The following is a 13938-nucleotide window of genomic DNA, read 5'->3' as shown; positions in this document are numbered from 1 at the left end:
GGCCCTCCCCATCCGGGAAGGAGGTTACAAAAAAGTCTCGTTTGGTAAGTTCCTCTTACCAGGCAAGTCAATTGGTCCGGAGATAAGCCTTTGGTTGTACTTACGTTAGGTTCGCTTCGGAAATAGTGTAGTAAAAACAAAAGGAAGGAGGGCGGCTCATGGAACGGCTACGTACGCCAAAGCTGGCCGAGGCGATCGCCGAGCATATTGAGCGGCTGATTCTGGAGGGGATCCTGCGGCCGGGTGAGAAGCTCGCCAGCGAGCGCGACCTGGCGGAGCGGCTGGAGGTGTCGCGCCCCTCGCTGCGCGACGCGCTGGAGATTCTGGAGCAGCGCGGGCTGCTGGCGACCAGCCGCGACGGCACGCGGGTGACGCAGTTCCTGTCCGGCCTGACCGACCCGCTGGCCGGCCTGCTGCAGTCGAACGAGCAGGTGACGGCGGATTATTTCGAGTATCGCGCGGCGGTGGAGCGGACGGCGGCCGGGCTGGCGGCGGTGCGCGCCACCGCGCCCGAGCGGCAGGCGATCCGCGAATGCCTCGCCGAGATGGTGGCCGCGCACGAGGCGCAGGACCCGGTGCGTGAGGCCGAGGCGGACATCGTGCTGCACCGGCTGATCTATGCCGCCTCGCACAACCTCGTCATCCTGCACGTCATGCGGGCCTTCTCCGAGATGCTGCGGCGGGACATCTTCTTCAACCGCACCAGCCTGTTCGCCCAGGCCGCCTTCCGCGACGAGTTGCTCACCCAGCACAGGGCGATCGGCGAGGCGGTGGTGGCCGGCGACCCGGAGGCGGCGGAGAAGGCGATCCACGCCCATCTGCAGTTCACCGGCGACACGGTGGAGAAGACGCGGCGCGACGCCGCCCGGGTCGATCTCGCGGTGCGCCGGCTCAACCGCTCGACGCTGCTCTCGGGGTGAGGGAGCGAAGGCGGAATGCCGGATCGGTAGCGCTCAGGCGCCGGGATGCTCGACCACCGCCTCGGCCCGGCCGACCGGGATGAGGCCGAGCACCAGCGCGCAGCCGAGGCCGATGACCGCCGCGCCGGCCATCTGCGGCAGGGAGAGCGGCTCGTCGAGCAGCAGCGTGCCGATCATCACCGCGACGCCGGTGACGGCGAATTCCACGCTGATGGCGCGCGTCGGGCCGATGGAGCTGATCAGGCTGAAATAGAGCACATAGGTCATCGCGCTCATGACAGCGCCGGCCAGCAGCAGCATCAGCAGATCGACCAGCCCGGGCACGGTCGTGATCGGCGCGACGAAGAGGAGCGGCAGGGTGAGCAGGCCGCCGAACGCGAAGGCGCCGATGGTCACTTCCCACGATCCGGCGTGCGACAGGCGCCGGCCGGCATAGACGCTGCCGGTCGCCGCCGACAGGGTCGAGGCCAGCGTCGCGGCGCAGCCGATGAGGAAGTCGCCCGTCACCGGCCGCGCCGGGAAGCCGACCAGCAGGACCACGCCGGCAAGGCCGAGCGCGATGCCGATGAGGCCGCCGAGGCGGACCGGCTCGACGCGCCAGAGCCGCGCGATCAGCATCGAGAACAGCGGGATGGTGGCGACGAGGATGGCCGACATGGCGGTGCCGATGCGCGGCAGCCCATAGGAGATGAGCGTGAGCTGGGCGGCCACCGTGGTGGCGCCGACCACCAGCAGCGGGAACAGGCCGAAGCTGAAATCGAGCCGGCGGCCGAGGGCCCGCGCGGCGATCAGCAGCGTCGCCGCCGCCACGAAGGAGCGCAGCGCCACCGAGCCGGCCCAGCCGAAGACGTGGATGATGTGCGCCATCACGACGAAGGAGGCACCCCAGATCAGCGCCAGGGCGACGTAGTAGGCGATGTCTCGGGGAGTCATGATCGGCACCGGACGGCATGCGGCGACGCCGCCCGAAGCGGCCGGATCGCGCGCGGAACTTAAATCTCCGCGGCCGACTGTCAATCCGTCGATTCTGAGGGTAAAGAGGGCCCATGAAACCGACCGACACTTTCCAGGACCGCCAACAGACCTCCGCTTCGGCGAAGGCTCGTCTTATTGCCCGCCTTGCCGAACGGCCCCGCGCCGACGACCCCGCGGTGATCGCCAGGGCCGCGGAGCGCAAGGCCGCCGCCGAAGCGCGGCAGGCCGCCGCCGAGGCGCGCAAGGCCGCCAAGATCGCCAGCCAGGAAGCCGCCGCCGCGGCCGAACTCGCCGCGCGTGCCGCCGCCGCCGAGCAGGCCGCCGCCGAAGAGGCCGCCGCCAAGGCCCGTCGCGACGAGCGCTACGCCGCGCGCAAGCAGCGCACCGGGCAGCGCTAGCGGATCGACCGGAACGGATGGTGCCCATCCGTTCCGAAAGGCCGATCCGGAAAATCAGGGTTTGTGGGCCGGCCGGGGCCTGTTCCGACCGCGAATGCCGAACATTCTCGCGGAACATGCCCGGGCGCCGACACGTGGCCGCGCCGGCTTCCGCCGCGCCTTCGTTTTTCCCTTGTCGCTCCAGCTTTCGGCGTCACCGATCGGGTCGTTTCGGCCTGATCGGTCCTAGCCGGCTGCGCGCTGGCCGGCGAACTGGCCGCCATAGCCGCGCTGCGGCACGCCGAGCGTCTGTTCGAGGATGAGCTGGCACACCTTCATGCCGGGGCGCAGGCGGATCGGCCGCGGCCCGAGATTGATGATCTCGAGCTGGATGCGGCCGGTGGAGCCGGCATGGATGGTCGGCGCCGTGAGGTGCACGATGAGGCCGATGCGGGCGAGCGAGCTCTTGCCCTCGACCCGCGCGGCCAGCCGCGCCCCGGGGCGCAGGTCCACCCGCTCCAGCGTCCAGCCGAGCACCAGACGACCGGGATCGAGCACGAAGCCTTCCGCGCCGATCTCGATGTCGTCGGCCATGCGGGCGATGGCCTCGCGGAAGGTATAGCCGGGCCCGGCCGGGTCGATGACCGGATCCTCGCCCTCGGCCGGGGCGCGGTAGAGGGTGAGGCGGCTGTCGAGGCGCAGATCCACGCCGTTGGGCGCGTAGAACTCGGCCGGCGGCGCCGGCTCGATCGACACCGCGCCTTCGGCCATGGCGTCGAGAATGTCGCGGTCGGTCAGGATCAAGGGATCGGGTCTCCACAGATCAGCGCAACATCTGGATCGGTAACACGCTTTCCCGGCAGGGGGAACGGCGCGCCGGCGCGCCCGCTGCCCGCCCGCCACGGGCCGGGCGCAACCCGCCGCCGGGTCATGCAAGAAAAACTGTGCGACGATGCAATGAAAGGGGCTTGAGCATCGGGCGTCGGCGCATGAGTTTGTCAGCCATGTGAACCGCCCGATGTCGGGCGCCGCAACTGGAGATTCTGATCGATGACCGACCGCCCCAAGCTTCTCGGCATTTCCGGCAGCCTGCGCGCCGGCGCCTTCTCCACCCTCGTGCTGGAGGCGCTCCGGGCCGCGCTCGCGCCGCAGGTCGAGCTGAGCGTGCGGACGCTCAACGACGTGCCGCTGTACAATCAGGACGAGGACGGCGCGACCCAGCCGGAAGGCGCGGCGGCGCTGCGCGCGGCGATCGCGGCGGCGGACGGGGTGATCTTCGCCTCGCCGGAATATAATTACGGCCCCTCGGGGGCGATGAAGAACGCCGTCGACTGGGGCTCGCGGCCCTATGCCAAGGGCGCGCTGCTCGGCAAGCCGGTGCTCGTGCTCACCTCCTCGCCCGGCTCGACCGGCGGCATCCGCGCGCAGGCGCAGCTGCGCGAATCGCTGAGCGCGGCCGGGGCGCGCGTGGTCGCCTATCCGCACCTCGCCATCCCCAATGTCGGCGACAAGATCAAGGACGGCGCCTTCACCGACGAGAAGACGCGGAAATTCCTGGAGGGCGGCGTGGCGGCGCTGATCAAGGAAATCCGCCTGCTGGCGGCGCATGCGGCGTCCGCCTGACACGCGACAGGGAGCGGCGGGGGTTTGAGCCTGCCGCCGTCTCGTCCACACTGGGGCGGCATCCGACCAGGAGCCGCCCCATGATGTTTTCCGCCCGTGCCTTTCTCGCCGCCGCGCTTCTCGCCGGCGCGGTGCTGCCCGCCTGCGCGCAGGAGGTGACGCAAAAGGTGACGCAGGAGCGGCTGGCGGCGGCGCTGCCGCGGCTCGACGCCATGGCCGCCAGGGCCATCGCCGACGGCCAGGTGCCGGGCCTCGCCATTGTGGTGGTGCACGGCGACGCGGTGGTGTTCGCCAAGGGCTACGGCCTGCGCGAGGCGGGCAAGCCGGGGGCGGTGGACACCGGGACGGTGTTCCAGCTCGCCTCCTTCTCCAAGCCGATCTCCGCCACGGTGGTGGCGGCGCTGGTCGGCGAGAAGGTGCTCGACTGGGACAGCACGGTCGCGAGCCTCGACCCGGCGATCCAGCTCAGCGAGCCCTATCCGAGCCAGCAGGTGAGCGTGCGCGACCTGTTCGCCCACCGCTCCGGCCTGCCGGGCGATGCCGGCAACGAGCTGGAATCGCTCGGCTATGACCGCGCGACCATTCTCCACCGGCTGCGCCTGGTGCCGCCCGCGTCGAGCTTCCGGGCCGGCTATTCCTATTCGAATTTCGGCCTCACCGCCGGCGCGGTGGCCGCCGCCGCCCCCACCGGCACGCCGTGGGAGGAGGTGGCGCGGGAAAAGCTCTACGCGCCGCTCGGCATGAACGCGACCTCCTCCCGCCATGCCGACTTCCTCGCCCGCGACAACCGCGCCGCGCTGCATATCGGCGGCGTCGGCCACTGGGCGGCGAAGCTGACGCGCGAGCCGGACGCGCAGGCGCCGGCCGGCGGCGTCTCGTCCAATGTCGACGACCTCGCCAAATGGCTGCGGCTGGAGCTGGCCGGCGGGATGTTCGAGGGCCGCCGGCTGATCGCCGCCGAGGCGCTGAAGCAGACGCACGAGCCGGTGATGGCGCGCGGCAACAACCCGGTGAGCGGCGCCGCCTCCTTCTACGCGCTGGGCTGGAATGTCGAGTTCGGCCGGCACGGGCTGAGCTGGGGCCATGCCGGCGCCTTCAGCGTCGGCGCGCGCACGCTGGTGACGATCTACCCGCAGGCCGATATCGGCATCGTCGTGCTGGCCAACGCCTTCCCCACCGGCGTGCCGGAAGGGCTGGCCGACAATTTCTTCGACCTCGTCTTCGACGGGAAGATGCAGAAGGACTGGATCGGCCCGTGGAACGCCGGCTATGCCGGGCTGTTCGGCCCCTCCATCGCCGAGGCGAAGACGCGCTACGCGGCCCCCGCCGCGCCGCTGCCCGCCGCCGCGCCGGCCGCCTATGCCGGGCGCTACGCCAATGCCTATATCGGCCGGGCCGAGGTGGTGGCGGTGGGCGAGGCGCTTGAGCTGCGGCTCGGGCCGGAGGGTCAGGCGTGCTTCCCGCTCACCCATTTCAACCGCGACGTCTTCATCTACACCCCCGCGCCGGAACTGCCCGACATGCCCTCCGGCGTGACCTTCACCCTCGGCCCGGACGGCAAGGCCGAGGCCGTCACCATCGAGGATCTCGACAGTTTCGGGATGGGAACGCTCCGGCGGGAGTGAGCCTAGCTGTCGCCCGCTTGCTGATCCCCCGCTTGCTGATCCCCCACCTGCCGGTCGCCGGGCTGTTCCGGGGCGATGGGGGTGAACAGGGTGCGGTCGGGCTTGAGGTCGAGAAGCGGGGTGCCGTCGAGGCAGTCGAGCCCGCGCACCAGCAGCGCCCCCTCCGGCGCGACGCTGACGAGGCGCACGATGGTGGTGCCGATGGGGTTGGGCCGCACCGGCGCGCGCAGCGCGAAGGTGCCGTGGAGCCGGCCGTCATTGGCCGGGCTCTGCAGCACCAGGTCGCGGCGCGACAGGTGCATCCAGAACAGCACTTCCAGCCGCTCATAGGCCGCGATGCCGGCCAGCGCCGGCCGCCACGGCGCGAACAGCTCGATGCGGCAGAGCGGGCCGTCGAGCCGGCCGAGGCGCGGCGTCTCCAGCCGCGAGGTCCACGGCGTGCGGATGCGGCCGACGAAGACGAGGCCGGCGTCGGTGGCGGCCGGCGGGTCGATGGCGACCTCGCCGGCGCGGATCTCGTTGAGGCGGACGATGGCCGTGCCTCCTCAGTCGACCGCGATCATCACGTCGGAGGCCTTGATGACGGCATAGGCCTTGCCGCCCTCCTTCAGGCCCAGCTCGTCCACCGCCTCGTTGGTGATCGAGGAGGTGATGAGCTGGCCGCCGCCGATATCGAGGCGCACATGCGAGGTGGTGGCGCCCTTGGTGACCTTGACGACGGTGCCGGGGACGATGTTGCGGGCGCTGAGCTTCATGGCGTTTTCTCCTGTGTCGGGTTTTCGGAAGCGGGAGCGTCGACGAGTCGGACCTCGATCCGCGCGACATCGAACACCTGCCGGGCGCCGCGCCGGTCTCCCGGCACGACGAGGCGCGGCGCGCGGGCGGGCGCGATGGCCTCGCCCTCACGGGCATGGGCGAGAAGAACCGGCGCGTCGCCCAGCTCCGGCGCCAGATCGCCGGCCGAAAGGACGAGCGTGTAGCCGTCGCCGGCGGTGACGACGACCAGCGTGCGCAGCAGCGCGCCGTGCCGGTCGGCGTCGACGAGGCCCTGCGCGGCGAGGATGTCCCACAGGCGCGGCCCGGTGAAGCGGGCGCGCTCGGGCCCCTTCGAGGTGAGGTAGGTGACGGTGAGCGTCTCCGCCGGCAGGGCGCGCAGCGCCTCCACCGAGAGCGCGACCTCGCGGCCCGCGCCGGCGAGCGCCACCGGATCGCGCGCCAGCGCCGGTGAGATGGCGGGCCAAAGGGCGAGCGCGGCGAGGAGCGGCGCCGTCAGGGCGGGAAGAAGGCGGCGGCGCGCGGGCATGCGGGGTGGATCCGACTGTATATCCGTAGGGATACAGGAAGCCGCGCGCGGGGGCAATGCGGGGAGGGGGGAAGGAAGGTTCGATGCCGCCCCTGCCTAAGGCGGCCCGGTACGTTGTGCCGCTTGTCCACGGAATGTTATCTCTATCTAGCGGGTCTGTGTCCAAAAAGAGTAAGTACCGACTCTTCAAGTCGTTCAATACCCATGTCGACTCCCCCTATGGACCGACAATGACTGATATGGATCGCATTCCATTCCAAGTAATTCTCCGACGAGAGATGCTCTCGCCCGGGGACATTTGTCTGCAGGTCAGGTTCATCCCGCACCAATATAGAGTGTCCTACGTCGGAAAAAAGCGTCTCAATCTCTCGACCCTGTTCTTTCCAGCGCGTGCGCAAATGCCCTAGACGCCCGGGTGCTGCTTCAGCTCCTCTCTCGGCGGTTTTTTCCGCTTCTTTGAAAGTTGATTCGATCCGTGATCGAGCCTGCCGAATCTTAGGTAACTGCTGAAGGATTCCAAGAATCTTCAAGGCTCTTGCACGTTCTGCCACAATACAGTCGGACAGTGCTCTGAGTTCTGTCCGGACAGTCTCCAAGGCCACGTTCTGAGCGGCTCGCTTCTTATCTTCCTCGTGACTGACATGTCGAGCTGCTAATAAGAAGCAGGTTGATGCTATAATCGCACACGCTAGTGGCCAAAATGGAGTATGCCACAGAAATTCGACTTGTTGCCAAAGCTCAAAAATATTCGAAATGAATTGGCTCAGTGCGAATACAACGAGCACCAGCGCGATAATTACCACGCCGACAACCCCTTGCGGGGTCAGAATCATTCGTTTGGCGGATTCCCAGTTGCCCATTTTAAAATAATACGATGCCCCAATTAGTTCGACAACGTCTGTTCACCCTATCTGGACGCCGCCCACTAAATCGTGCATGCCCCGCCTGAGGCTGGGCATAACGGTGTATGCTAGCAAGGTGACTGTCCGGGACATGCGTCTTTCCCCATCATCCCATACTAGGAAAATAATCCTTGACAGCGTGACGCTGCCGGGGTAGCTTTTGGTCATGCTCCACAACTGCGTCGACGGGCCCTGCGGCCTGCGGCGGCGACGCGTTTCCAGCCGGCCTTCGGGCCGGCTTTTTCGTTTCAAGCCGGTTTCACCGGAATGGCGGAGGTCGGCATGCCGGTTCCCGTGCGTCTTCTCGCGCCCGAAGCCGTGGCCCACGCCCGGCGGCTCTATGAGAACACCGATGTGCCGGCCGAGAACATCGCCCAGCTTCTGGGCATCGGCCTGCGCACCTTCTATCAGCGCCGTCGGGCCTGGGGATGGAAATCGCGCGAGCCGCATCGCTTCGACGGCGATCCGGCCCGGCTGGTGCCGGCAGCGGCCGGGACGCCCGCCGGCGGAACCGGCGCGGCCGGGATGGTGGACGGCGAGGCCGCCGCGCCCGTCGACCGGCGCGAGCTGATCGCCCGGCTGGTGCGGCGGATCGAGGGTGAGATCGCCGCGCTCGAGCGGCTGGTCGGGCTCGCCGGGCTCGCCGCCGCCATGAAGCCGGAGGCGTCCCAGGCGGACAGCGAGCGCGCCGCGCGCACGCTGGCCATTCTCGTGCGCTCGCTGCGGGAACTCGCCGCGCTGGACAGGCTGGAGCCGGACAGGGACGACGATGACGTCACGCGCGATGCCGACGCCTTCCGACGCGAGCTTGGCGACACGCTTGAGCGCGTGCTGGCGGCAGGGGAGGCTGGCTGAGGCGATCGCCGCGCTGGAGCCCGACACGGCGCGCTGGCTGATGCACCATTGGCCGCTGCTCGGCCGGCCGGCGCAGCAGCCGCCCGCCACGGCGCAGGGCGGCGGCGACTGGCTGACCTGGCTGGTGCTCGGCGGGCGCGGCGCCGGCAAGACGCGCGCCGGCGCCGAATGGGTGCGCGCGCTGGCCTTCGGGCGCGCTGGGCCGAAGGCCGGGCGGATCGCGCTGGTGGCGGAAAGCCTCGGCGATTGCCGCGAGGTGATGGTGGAGGGCGTCTCGGGCATTCTCGCCGTGCATCCGCGCGCCGAGCGCCCGACCTGGGAGCCGACGCGCCGCCGGCTGGAATGGCCGAACGGCGCGGTGGCGCAGGGCTTTTCCGCCGACGACCCGGAAAGCCTGCGCGGCCCGCAATTCGACGCCGCCTGGTGCGACGAACTGGCCAAATGGCGCTACGCGCAGGCCGCCTTCGACATGCTGCAATTCGGCCTGCGGCTGGGCGCGCGGCCGCGCCAGATGGTGACGACGACGCCGCGCCCGACCGCGCTGATCCGCGCGCTGCTGGCCGACCCGCGCACGGCGGTGGCGCGCATGGGCACGGGCGAGAACGCCGTGCATCTGGCGCCGAGCTTTCTCGAAACCGTGGTCGGCCGCTATGCCGGCACACGGCTCGGCCGGCAGGAACTCGACGGCGAGCTGATCGAGGACCGCGCCGACGCGCTGTGGAGCCGGGCGGGCCTGGAGGCGTGGCGGGAGGCGGTGACGCCGGAGACGCTTCGCCAGATGGAGCGCATCGTGGTGGCGGTGGATCCGCCGGCTTCCTCGGGCAGGCACGCCGATGCGTGCGGGCTGGTCGCGGCCGGGATCGACCGCGACGGGCTGGTGCATGTGCTGGCCGACGAGAGCGCGCAGGGCCTGACGCCGAACGGCTGGGGCGGGCGCGCCGTCGGCCTGTTCCACCGGCTGGAGGCCGACCGCGTGGTGGTCGAGGTCAACCAGGGCGGCGAGATGGTGCGCACCATCCTCGCCGGCATCGACCCGGCCGTCCCGGTGGCCGAGGTGCGGGCGACGCGCGGCAAATGGCTGCGCGCCGAGCCGGTGGCCGCGCTCTACGAGCAGGGCCGCGTGCGCCATGCCGGCGTCTTCCCGGCGCTGGAGGACGAGATGTGCGATTTCGGACCGGATGGTCTGTCGAGCCGCCGCTCGCCCGACCGGCTCGACGCGCTGGTCTGGGCGATCACCGCGCTGGCGCTCGCCCCGAAAGGCGCCGCGCCGCGGGTGCGGCGGATGTGAGGGGATTCGGCCGAAGGGTTTTGCGCTGGGTCCCGGATCGGCGTTCCGCCTGCGGCGTCACGTGTCCGGGACACAGAGATCGACCCATGTCCCGGACAAGTTGCGCTTAGCGCAGCGCCGATCCGGGACCCAGCGCACGAATTTCGCCGCAAGGCGCAAAACCCGGCGCGGGCGGCGGCGATCCGCGATCGCTTCGCCATTGGCAATGATCCCGGCGCGCGCCTGGCTTGGCCGGGATGACAGCTTCGTTCGCATTCAGGAGCCCCTTCATGAAGCTCTTTCCCTTCCGCCGCGCGGCGCCGCCGGAGGCCAAGGCCTCGCGGGCGCAGGCGCTGGTCGCGCTGCTCTCCGGCCACCGGCCGCAATGGACGCCGCGCGACTATGGCGCGCTGGCGCGCGAGGGCTATCTGCGCAACGCCGTGGCGCATCGCTGCGTGCGCCTCGTCGCGCAGGCGGTGGGCGAGGTGCGCTTCACCCTCGCCGAGGGCGGCCGGGAGATCGCCGCCCACCCGCTGGCCGAGCTGCTGGCGCGACCCAATCCGCGCCTGACCGGCGCCGGCCTGCTCGAGGCGCTGGCGGCGCATCTGATGATCGCCGGCAACGCCTATGTCGAGGCGGTGGCGCTCGGCGGCGCGGTGCGCGAGCTGCATGTGCTGCGGCCCGACCGCATGCGCGTCGTGCCCGGCGGCGACGGCTGGGCGGAAGCCTATGACTACACGGCGGGCGGGCGCTCGGTGCGCTTCGCGCAGCAGGGCGAGGTGCCGCCGATCCTGCATGTCGCGCTGTTCAACCCGCTCGACGACCATTACGGCGCCCCGCCGCTGGAGGCGGCGCAGGTGGCGCTCGACCTGCACAACGCCGCCGGCGCCTGGAACAAGGCGCTGCTCGACAATGCCGCGCGGCCCTCCGGCGCGCTGGTCTATGGCGGGGCGGGCAACCTCTCCGACGAGCAGTTCGACCGGCTGAAGGAGGAGCTGGAGGCGAATTTCGCCGGCGCCGGCAATGCCGGGCGGCCGCTGCTGCTGGAGGGCGGGCTCGACTGGCGCCCGCTCTCGCTGTCGCCGAAGGACATGGATTTCCTCGAGGCCAAGAACGCGGCGGCGCGCGAGATCGCGCTCGCCTTCGGCGTGCCGCCGATGCTGCTCGGCATTCCCGGCGACGCCACCTACGCCAATTACGCCGAGGCGAGCCGGGTGCTCTGGCGCCAGACCGTGCTGCCGCTGGCGCGCCGGCTCGGGCAGGAAATGTGCAACTGGCTGGCCCCCGGCTTCGGCCCGGCGCGGCTGGCGCTGGAGCCGGACCTCGACGCCGTCGAGGCGCTGAGCTTCGAGCGCGAGGCGCTGTGGCGCCGGGTCAACGAGGCGAGCTTCCTCACCGACGACGAGCGCCGCCAGGCGGTGGGCTACGGGGTGCGGGAATAGCGAAAGCCTGCGGGCGTCCTCCCCCTCACCCCAACCCTCTCCCCGCCGGGGAGAGGGAGCGGCCGTCCTCACCCCTCCCCGCTGGGGAGAGGTCGCCGCGCAGCGGCGGGTGAGGGGGATGGTCGCCTGCCGAGGAAGAACACCCATGAATACCCTCATCGCCGCCTTCGCGGAAAAAGCCGATATCGCCCATCTCGCGCTGCTGATGTGGGCGCTGGGCGCCTCGGCGCTGGCTGGGCTCGCGCTGCGCGAGCTGGGGCACGCGGCGCGCCGCTTCGACGACTTCGTGCGCGAGATCGCGCGCTTCAACGCCCTGTTCGGAGACGAGCCATGACATCGACGCCGCGCATCCGGGCCCTGCTGCCCGCCGGATTCCACGGAATTTCGCCTCGCCTGCCGGCGCCGAGCCGGGCGGGCGAGGCGCCGCAGGTTTTCCGCCAGTTCGGCCGCACGCTCGGCAAGCTGGAGCGCGCCGCCGCCACCCGCCGGCCCGGCACGCGCGGCGCCGGCGGCGCGGGGGAGGGCGCATGATCGGACCGTTCAGCCATGCCGCCCCGCCGATCCAGACCAAGGCGCAGGACCGGACGCCTCCCGGCGGGCTGGCCAGCCTCGCCGCCGATGGCAGTTTCGAGGGTTATGCGGCGGTGTTCGGCCGGGTCGATCTCGGCCGCGACCTGATCCTGCCCGGCGCCTTCGCCCGCTCGCTGAATGAGCGCGGACCGGGCGGCGTGCGCATGCTGTTCCAGCACGATCCGAATGAGCCGATCGGCACCTGGCTGTCGATGCGCGAGGATTCGGTCGGCCTGTTCGTGCGCGGCCGGCTGACGCTGGACGTCGCCCGCGCCCGCGAGGTGCTGGCGCTGATGCGGGCGGGCGCCATTGACGGGCTGTCCATCGGCTTCCGCACCGTCGAGGGCCGCACCGACCCGCGCACGCGGGTGCGGCGGCTCTCGCGCATCGACCTGTGGGAGGTGTCCGTCGTGACCTTTCCCATGCAGCCCGACGCCCGCATCGCCTCGGTCAAGCGCGCCGCCGGCTCGCTCGCCGCCACCATAAGGCGCGGCGCGCGGCGGCTGCGCGCCCTGCCGGGGCTGCGGCCGCTGGCGGTGTGAGGCGCGCGCGCCGGCACCCGGCGAAAAGGTGCCGGCCGAAGAGTCTTTCCTGAGCCCCGGATCGGCGCCACGCGGCGCGTGGCGTGTTCGGGAAACGGCCGTACCGACGGCGCCCCCGCCTGCCCCCGTCATCCCGGACGGTCTGCAGGACCGATCCGGGATCGCAAAACCCGTCTCACGATCCCGGCTCTATGGCTGCGCCTGCGGCCGGGATGACGATGCTCTTTTTGAACAGGACATGAGCCCCATGAATCCGAGCACTCCCGCACCCGAAATGAAGTCCGCCGGCGGCCCGGAAGTCTCCGCCGCCTTCGAGGAGTTCATGACCGCCTTCGACGCGTTCAAGGACGCCAACGACCAGCGCCTCGGCGAGCTGGAGCGGCGCGGCGTCGATGCGGTGACGAGCGACAAGGTGGAGCGCATCAACGCCGTGCTCGACAGCCAGAAGGCGCTGATCGACGAACTGGTGCTGAAGGCCCGCCGGCCGGCGCTCGGCGGCGGCGATCTCGTCACCGACTTTGTGAGTGATTTGGCCGCCCGCGAGCACAAGGCGGCGTTCCATGCCTATGTGCGCACCGGCGAGGCGGCCGGCCTCAAGCGGCTGGAGGCCAAGGCGCTCTCCGCCGGCGTCGGCACTGACGGCGGCTATGTCGTGCCGCACGAGACCGAGCGCGCGATCGGCACGCGCCTCGCCGCGCTCTCGCCGGTGCGCGCCATCGCCGATGTGCGGGTGATTTCCGCCGGCACCTACAAGAAGCCGTTCATGACCTCCGGCCCGGCGGTCGGCTGGGTGGCCGAGACCGGCGCGCGGGCGCAGACCGCCAGCCCGGTGCTGGACGAGCTGGCCTTCCCGGCGATGGAGCTCTACGCCATGCCGGCGGCGACGCAGACCCTGCTCGACGACGCGGCGGTGAACATCGACGAATGGCTCGCCATCGAGGTGGAGGCGGCCTTCGCCAGCCAGGAGGGCACGGCCTTCGTGACCGGCGACGGCGCGGGCAAGCCGAAGGGCTTCCTCGCCTATGACACGGTGGCCGAGAGCGCCTGGGAATGGGGCAAGCTCGGCTTCATCGCCACCGGGGCGGCCGGCGATTTCCCGGCCACCAACCCGGCCGACCCGCTGATCGACCTGGTCTACGCGCTGAAGGCCGGTTACCGGCAGAATGGCAGCTTCGTCATGAGCCGGCGCACGCAGGGCGCGCTGCGCAAGCTGAAGGACGAGAACGGCCAGTATCTGTGGGCGCCGCCCACCGCGCCGGGAGCGCAGCCGAGCCTGCTCGGCTTCCCGGTGTTCGAGGCCGAGGACGTGCCGGCGATCGGCGCGGGCAGCCTCTCTGTGGCGTTCGGCGACTTCCGCCGCGGCTATCTCGTGGTCGACCGCGCCGGGGTGCGGGTGCTGCGCGATCCCTATTCGGCCAAGCCCTATGTGCTGTTCTACACCACCAAGCGGGTCGGCGGCGGGGTGCAGGATTTCGACGCCATCAAGCTGCTGAAATTCGCCGCCTGAACGCGCCGACGACAAAAAAAGGGGCGCCCC

The 13938-nt window shown here is 70.6% G+C and carries 17 protein-coding genes; 11 read left to right on the top strand and 6 right to left on the bottom strand.

Going from position 1 to position 13938, the window contains the following annotated elements; translation table 11 throughout:
- Window positions 1-158 precede the first annotated feature (158 nt).
- On the top strand, window positions 159-920 hold the full coding sequence (locus AC1PZ7_RS19115) for an FCD domain-containing protein (RefSeq protein WP_482356768.1): 762 nt from the start codon (window positions 159-161) through the stop codon (window positions 918-920).
- A gap of 33 nt (window positions 921-953) precedes the next feature.
- Here AC1PZ7_RS19115 and AC1PZ7_RS19110 read toward each other — a convergent pair whose 3' ends face one another.
- The gene (locus AC1PZ7_RS19110; RefSeq protein ID WP_482356767.1) at window positions 954-1853 is read right to left on the bottom strand and encodes a DMT family transporter; all 900 of its coding nucleotides are present in this window, start codon (window positions 1851-1853) and stop codon (window positions 954-956) included.
- 113 nt (window positions 1854-1966) lie between these two features.
- Between AC1PZ7_RS19110 and AC1PZ7_RS19105 the strand changes: the two genes are divergently transcribed.
- Entirely contained in the window at window positions 1967-2293 is a 327-nt protein-coding gene (locus AC1PZ7_RS19105) for a DUF6481 family protein (protein ID WP_482356766.1), read from the top strand.
- Between the two features lie 225 nt (window positions 2294-2518).
- Here the strand turns inward: AC1PZ7_RS19105 and dcd are convergent, their stop codons facing one another.
- Window positions 2519-3076, bottom strand: coding sequence for a dCTP deaminase (dcd, locus tag AC1PZ7_RS19100; RefSeq protein ID WP_482356765.1), 558 nt, complete (start codon window positions 3074-3076; stop codon window positions 2519-2521).
- 246 nt (window positions 3077-3322) lie between these two features.
- On the opposite strand from dcd, the gene AC1PZ7_RS19095 reads away from it, so the two are divergent.
- Together AC1PZ7_RS19095 and AC1PZ7_RS19090 are read left to right on the top strand one after the other, a co-directional pair.
- Entirely contained in the window at window positions 3323-3895 is a 573-nt protein-coding gene (locus AC1PZ7_RS19095) for an NADPH-dependent FMN reductase (protein ID WP_482356764.1), read from the top strand.
- An 80-nt stretch (window positions 3896-3975) separates the two neighbouring features.
- On the top strand, window positions 3976-5520 hold the full coding sequence (locus AC1PZ7_RS19090) for a serine hydrolase (protein ID WP_482356763.1): 1545 nt from the start codon (window positions 3976-3978) through the stop codon (window positions 5518-5520).
- A 2-nt stretch (window positions 5521-5522) separates the two neighbouring features.
- On the opposite strand, the gene AC1PZ7_RS19085 is transcribed toward AC1PZ7_RS19090, so the two are convergent.
- The 4 genes from AC1PZ7_RS19085 to AC1PZ7_RS19070 form a co-directional block, all read right to left on the bottom strand.
- The gene (locus AC1PZ7_RS19085; RefSeq protein ID WP_482359680.1) at window positions 5523-6053 is read right to left on the bottom strand and encodes an SAM-dependent methyltransferase; all 531 of its coding nucleotides are present in this window, start codon (window positions 6051-6053) and stop codon (window positions 5523-5525) included.
- 12 nt (window positions 6054-6065) lie between these two features.
- Window positions 6066-6275: a TOBE domain-containing protein gene (locus AC1PZ7_RS19080; protein ID WP_482356762.1), complete on the bottom strand. Its 210-nt coding sequence runs from the start codon at window positions 6273-6275 to the stop codon at window positions 6066-6068.
- Complete coding sequence (locus AC1PZ7_RS19075) at window positions 6272-6823, bottom strand: hypothetical protein (protein ID WP_482356761.1); 552 nt, start codon at window positions 6821-6823, stop codon at window positions 6272-6274. The genes AC1PZ7_RS19080 and AC1PZ7_RS19075 overlap by 4 nt, the downstream gene beginning before the upstream one ends.
- 143 nt (window positions 6824-6966) lie before the next feature.
- Window positions 6967-7656 carry a hypothetical protein gene (locus tag AC1PZ7_RS19070; RefSeq protein WP_482356760.1) on the bottom strand — a complete coding sequence of 230 codons (690 nt, stop codon included), beginning with the start codon at window positions 7654-7656 and terminating at the stop codon, window positions 6967-6969.
- Window positions 7657-8007: 351 nt separating this feature from the next.
- On the opposite strand from AC1PZ7_RS19070, the gene AC1PZ7_RS19065 reads away from it, so the two are divergent.
- From AC1PZ7_RS19065 to AC1PZ7_RS19035, 7 genes are all read left to right on the top strand, one after another.
- Window positions 8008-8580, top strand: coding sequence for a hypothetical protein (locus AC1PZ7_RS19065; RefSeq protein ID WP_482356759.1), 573 nt, complete (start codon window positions 8008-8010; stop codon window positions 8578-8580).
- Window positions 8546-9868, top strand: a complete 1323-nt coding sequence (locus AC1PZ7_RS19060) for a DNA-packaging protein (RefSeq protein WP_482356758.1) — start codon at window positions 8546-8548, stop codon at window positions 9866-9868. Before AC1PZ7_RS19065 ends, AC1PZ7_RS19060 begins: the two co-directional genes overlap by 35 nt.
- 269 nt (window positions 9869-10137) lie before the next feature.
- Window positions 10138-11289, top strand: coding sequence for a phage portal protein (locus AC1PZ7_RS19055; protein ID WP_482356757.1), 1152 nt, complete (start codon window positions 10138-10140; stop codon window positions 11287-11289).
- Between the two features lie 145 nt (window positions 11290-11434).
- Window positions 11435-11623 carry a hypothetical protein gene (locus AC1PZ7_RS19050; protein WP_482356756.1) on the top strand — a complete coding sequence of 63 codons (189 nt, stop codon included), beginning with the start codon at window positions 11435-11437 and terminating at the stop codon, window positions 11621-11623.
- Window positions 11620-11820 (top strand): hypothetical protein, encoded by a 201-nt coding sequence (locus AC1PZ7_RS19045; RefSeq protein ID WP_482356755.1) that lies wholly within the window; start codon window positions 11620-11622, stop codon window positions 11818-11820. Before AC1PZ7_RS19050 ends, AC1PZ7_RS19045 begins: the two co-directional genes overlap by 4 nt.
- On the top strand, window positions 11817-12401 hold the full coding sequence (locus AC1PZ7_RS19040; protein WP_482356754.1) for an HK97 family phage prohead protease: 585 nt from the start codon (window positions 11817-11819) through the stop codon (window positions 12399-12401). Before AC1PZ7_RS19045 ends, AC1PZ7_RS19040 begins: the two co-directional genes overlap by 4 nt.
- A gap of 247 nt (window positions 12402-12648) precedes the next feature.
- Entirely contained in the window at window positions 12649-13908 is a 1260-nt protein-coding gene (locus AC1PZ7_RS19035; protein ID WP_482356753.1) for a phage major capsid protein, read from the top strand.
- The last annotated feature ends 30 nt before the right edge of the window (window positions 13909-13938 follow it).

Source organism: Ancylobacter sp. TW_SC_1, assembly GCF_056836805.1.
This window is presented reverse-complemented; position numbering and strand designations above follow the sequence as displayed.

Bases quoted from the DNA above. Each gene is read 5' to 3' on its own strand.
- AC1PZ7_RS19115 (WP_482356768.1), top strand. From the start codon at position 159: ATGGAACGGCTACGTACGCCAAAGCTGGCCGAGGCGATCGCCGAGCAT.
- AC1PZ7_RS19110 (WP_482356767.1), bottom strand. From the start codon at position 1,853: ATGACTCCCCGAGACATCGCCTACTACGTCGCCCTGGCGCTGATCTGG.
- AC1PZ7_RS19105 (WP_482356766.1), top strand. From the start codon at position 1,967: ATGAAACCGACCGACACTTTCCAGGACCGCCAACAGACCTCCGCTTCG.
- AC1PZ7_RS19095 (WP_482356764.1), top strand. From the start codon at position 3,323: ATGACCGACCGCCCCAAGCTTCTCGGCATTTCCGGCAGCCTGCGCGCC.
- AC1PZ7_RS19090 (WP_482356763.1), top strand. From the start codon at position 3,976: ATGATGTTTTCCGCCCGTGCCTTTCTCGCCGCCGCGCTTCTCGCCGGC.
- AC1PZ7_RS19080 (WP_482356762.1), bottom strand. From the start codon at position 6,275: ATGAAGCTCAGCGCCCGCAACATCGTCCCCGGCACCGTCGTCAAGGTC.
- AC1PZ7_RS19075 (WP_482356761.1), bottom strand. From the start codon at position 6,823: ATGCCCGCGCGCCGCCGCCTTCTTCCCGCCCTGACGGCGCCGCTCCTC.
- AC1PZ7_RS19070 (WP_482356760.1), bottom strand. From the start codon at position 7,656: ATGATTCTGACCCCGCAAGGGGTTGTCGGCGTGGTAATTATCGCGCTG.
- AC1PZ7_RS19065 (WP_482356759.1), top strand. From the start codon at position 8,008: ATGCCGGTTCCCGTGCGTCTTCTCGCGCCCGAAGCCGTGGCCCACGCC.
- AC1PZ7_RS19055 (WP_482356757.1), top strand. From the start codon at position 10,138: ATGAAGCTCTTTCCCTTCCGCCGCGCGGCGCCGCCGGAGGCCAAGGCC.
- AC1PZ7_RS19050 (WP_482356756.1), top strand. From the start codon at position 11,435: ATGAATACCCTCATCGCCGCCTTCGCGGAAAAAGCCGATATCGCCCAT.
- AC1PZ7_RS19045 (WP_482356755.1), top strand. From the start codon at position 11,620: ATGACATCGACGCCGCGCATCCGGGCCCTGCTGCCCGCCGGATTCCAC.
- AC1PZ7_RS19040 (WP_482356754.1), top strand. From the start codon at position 11,817: ATGATCGGACCGTTCAGCCATGCCGCCCCGCCGATCCAGACCAAGGCG.
- AC1PZ7_RS19035 (WP_482356753.1), top strand. From the start codon at position 12,649: ATGAATCCGAGCACTCCCGCACCCGAAATGAAGTCCGCCGGCGGCCCG.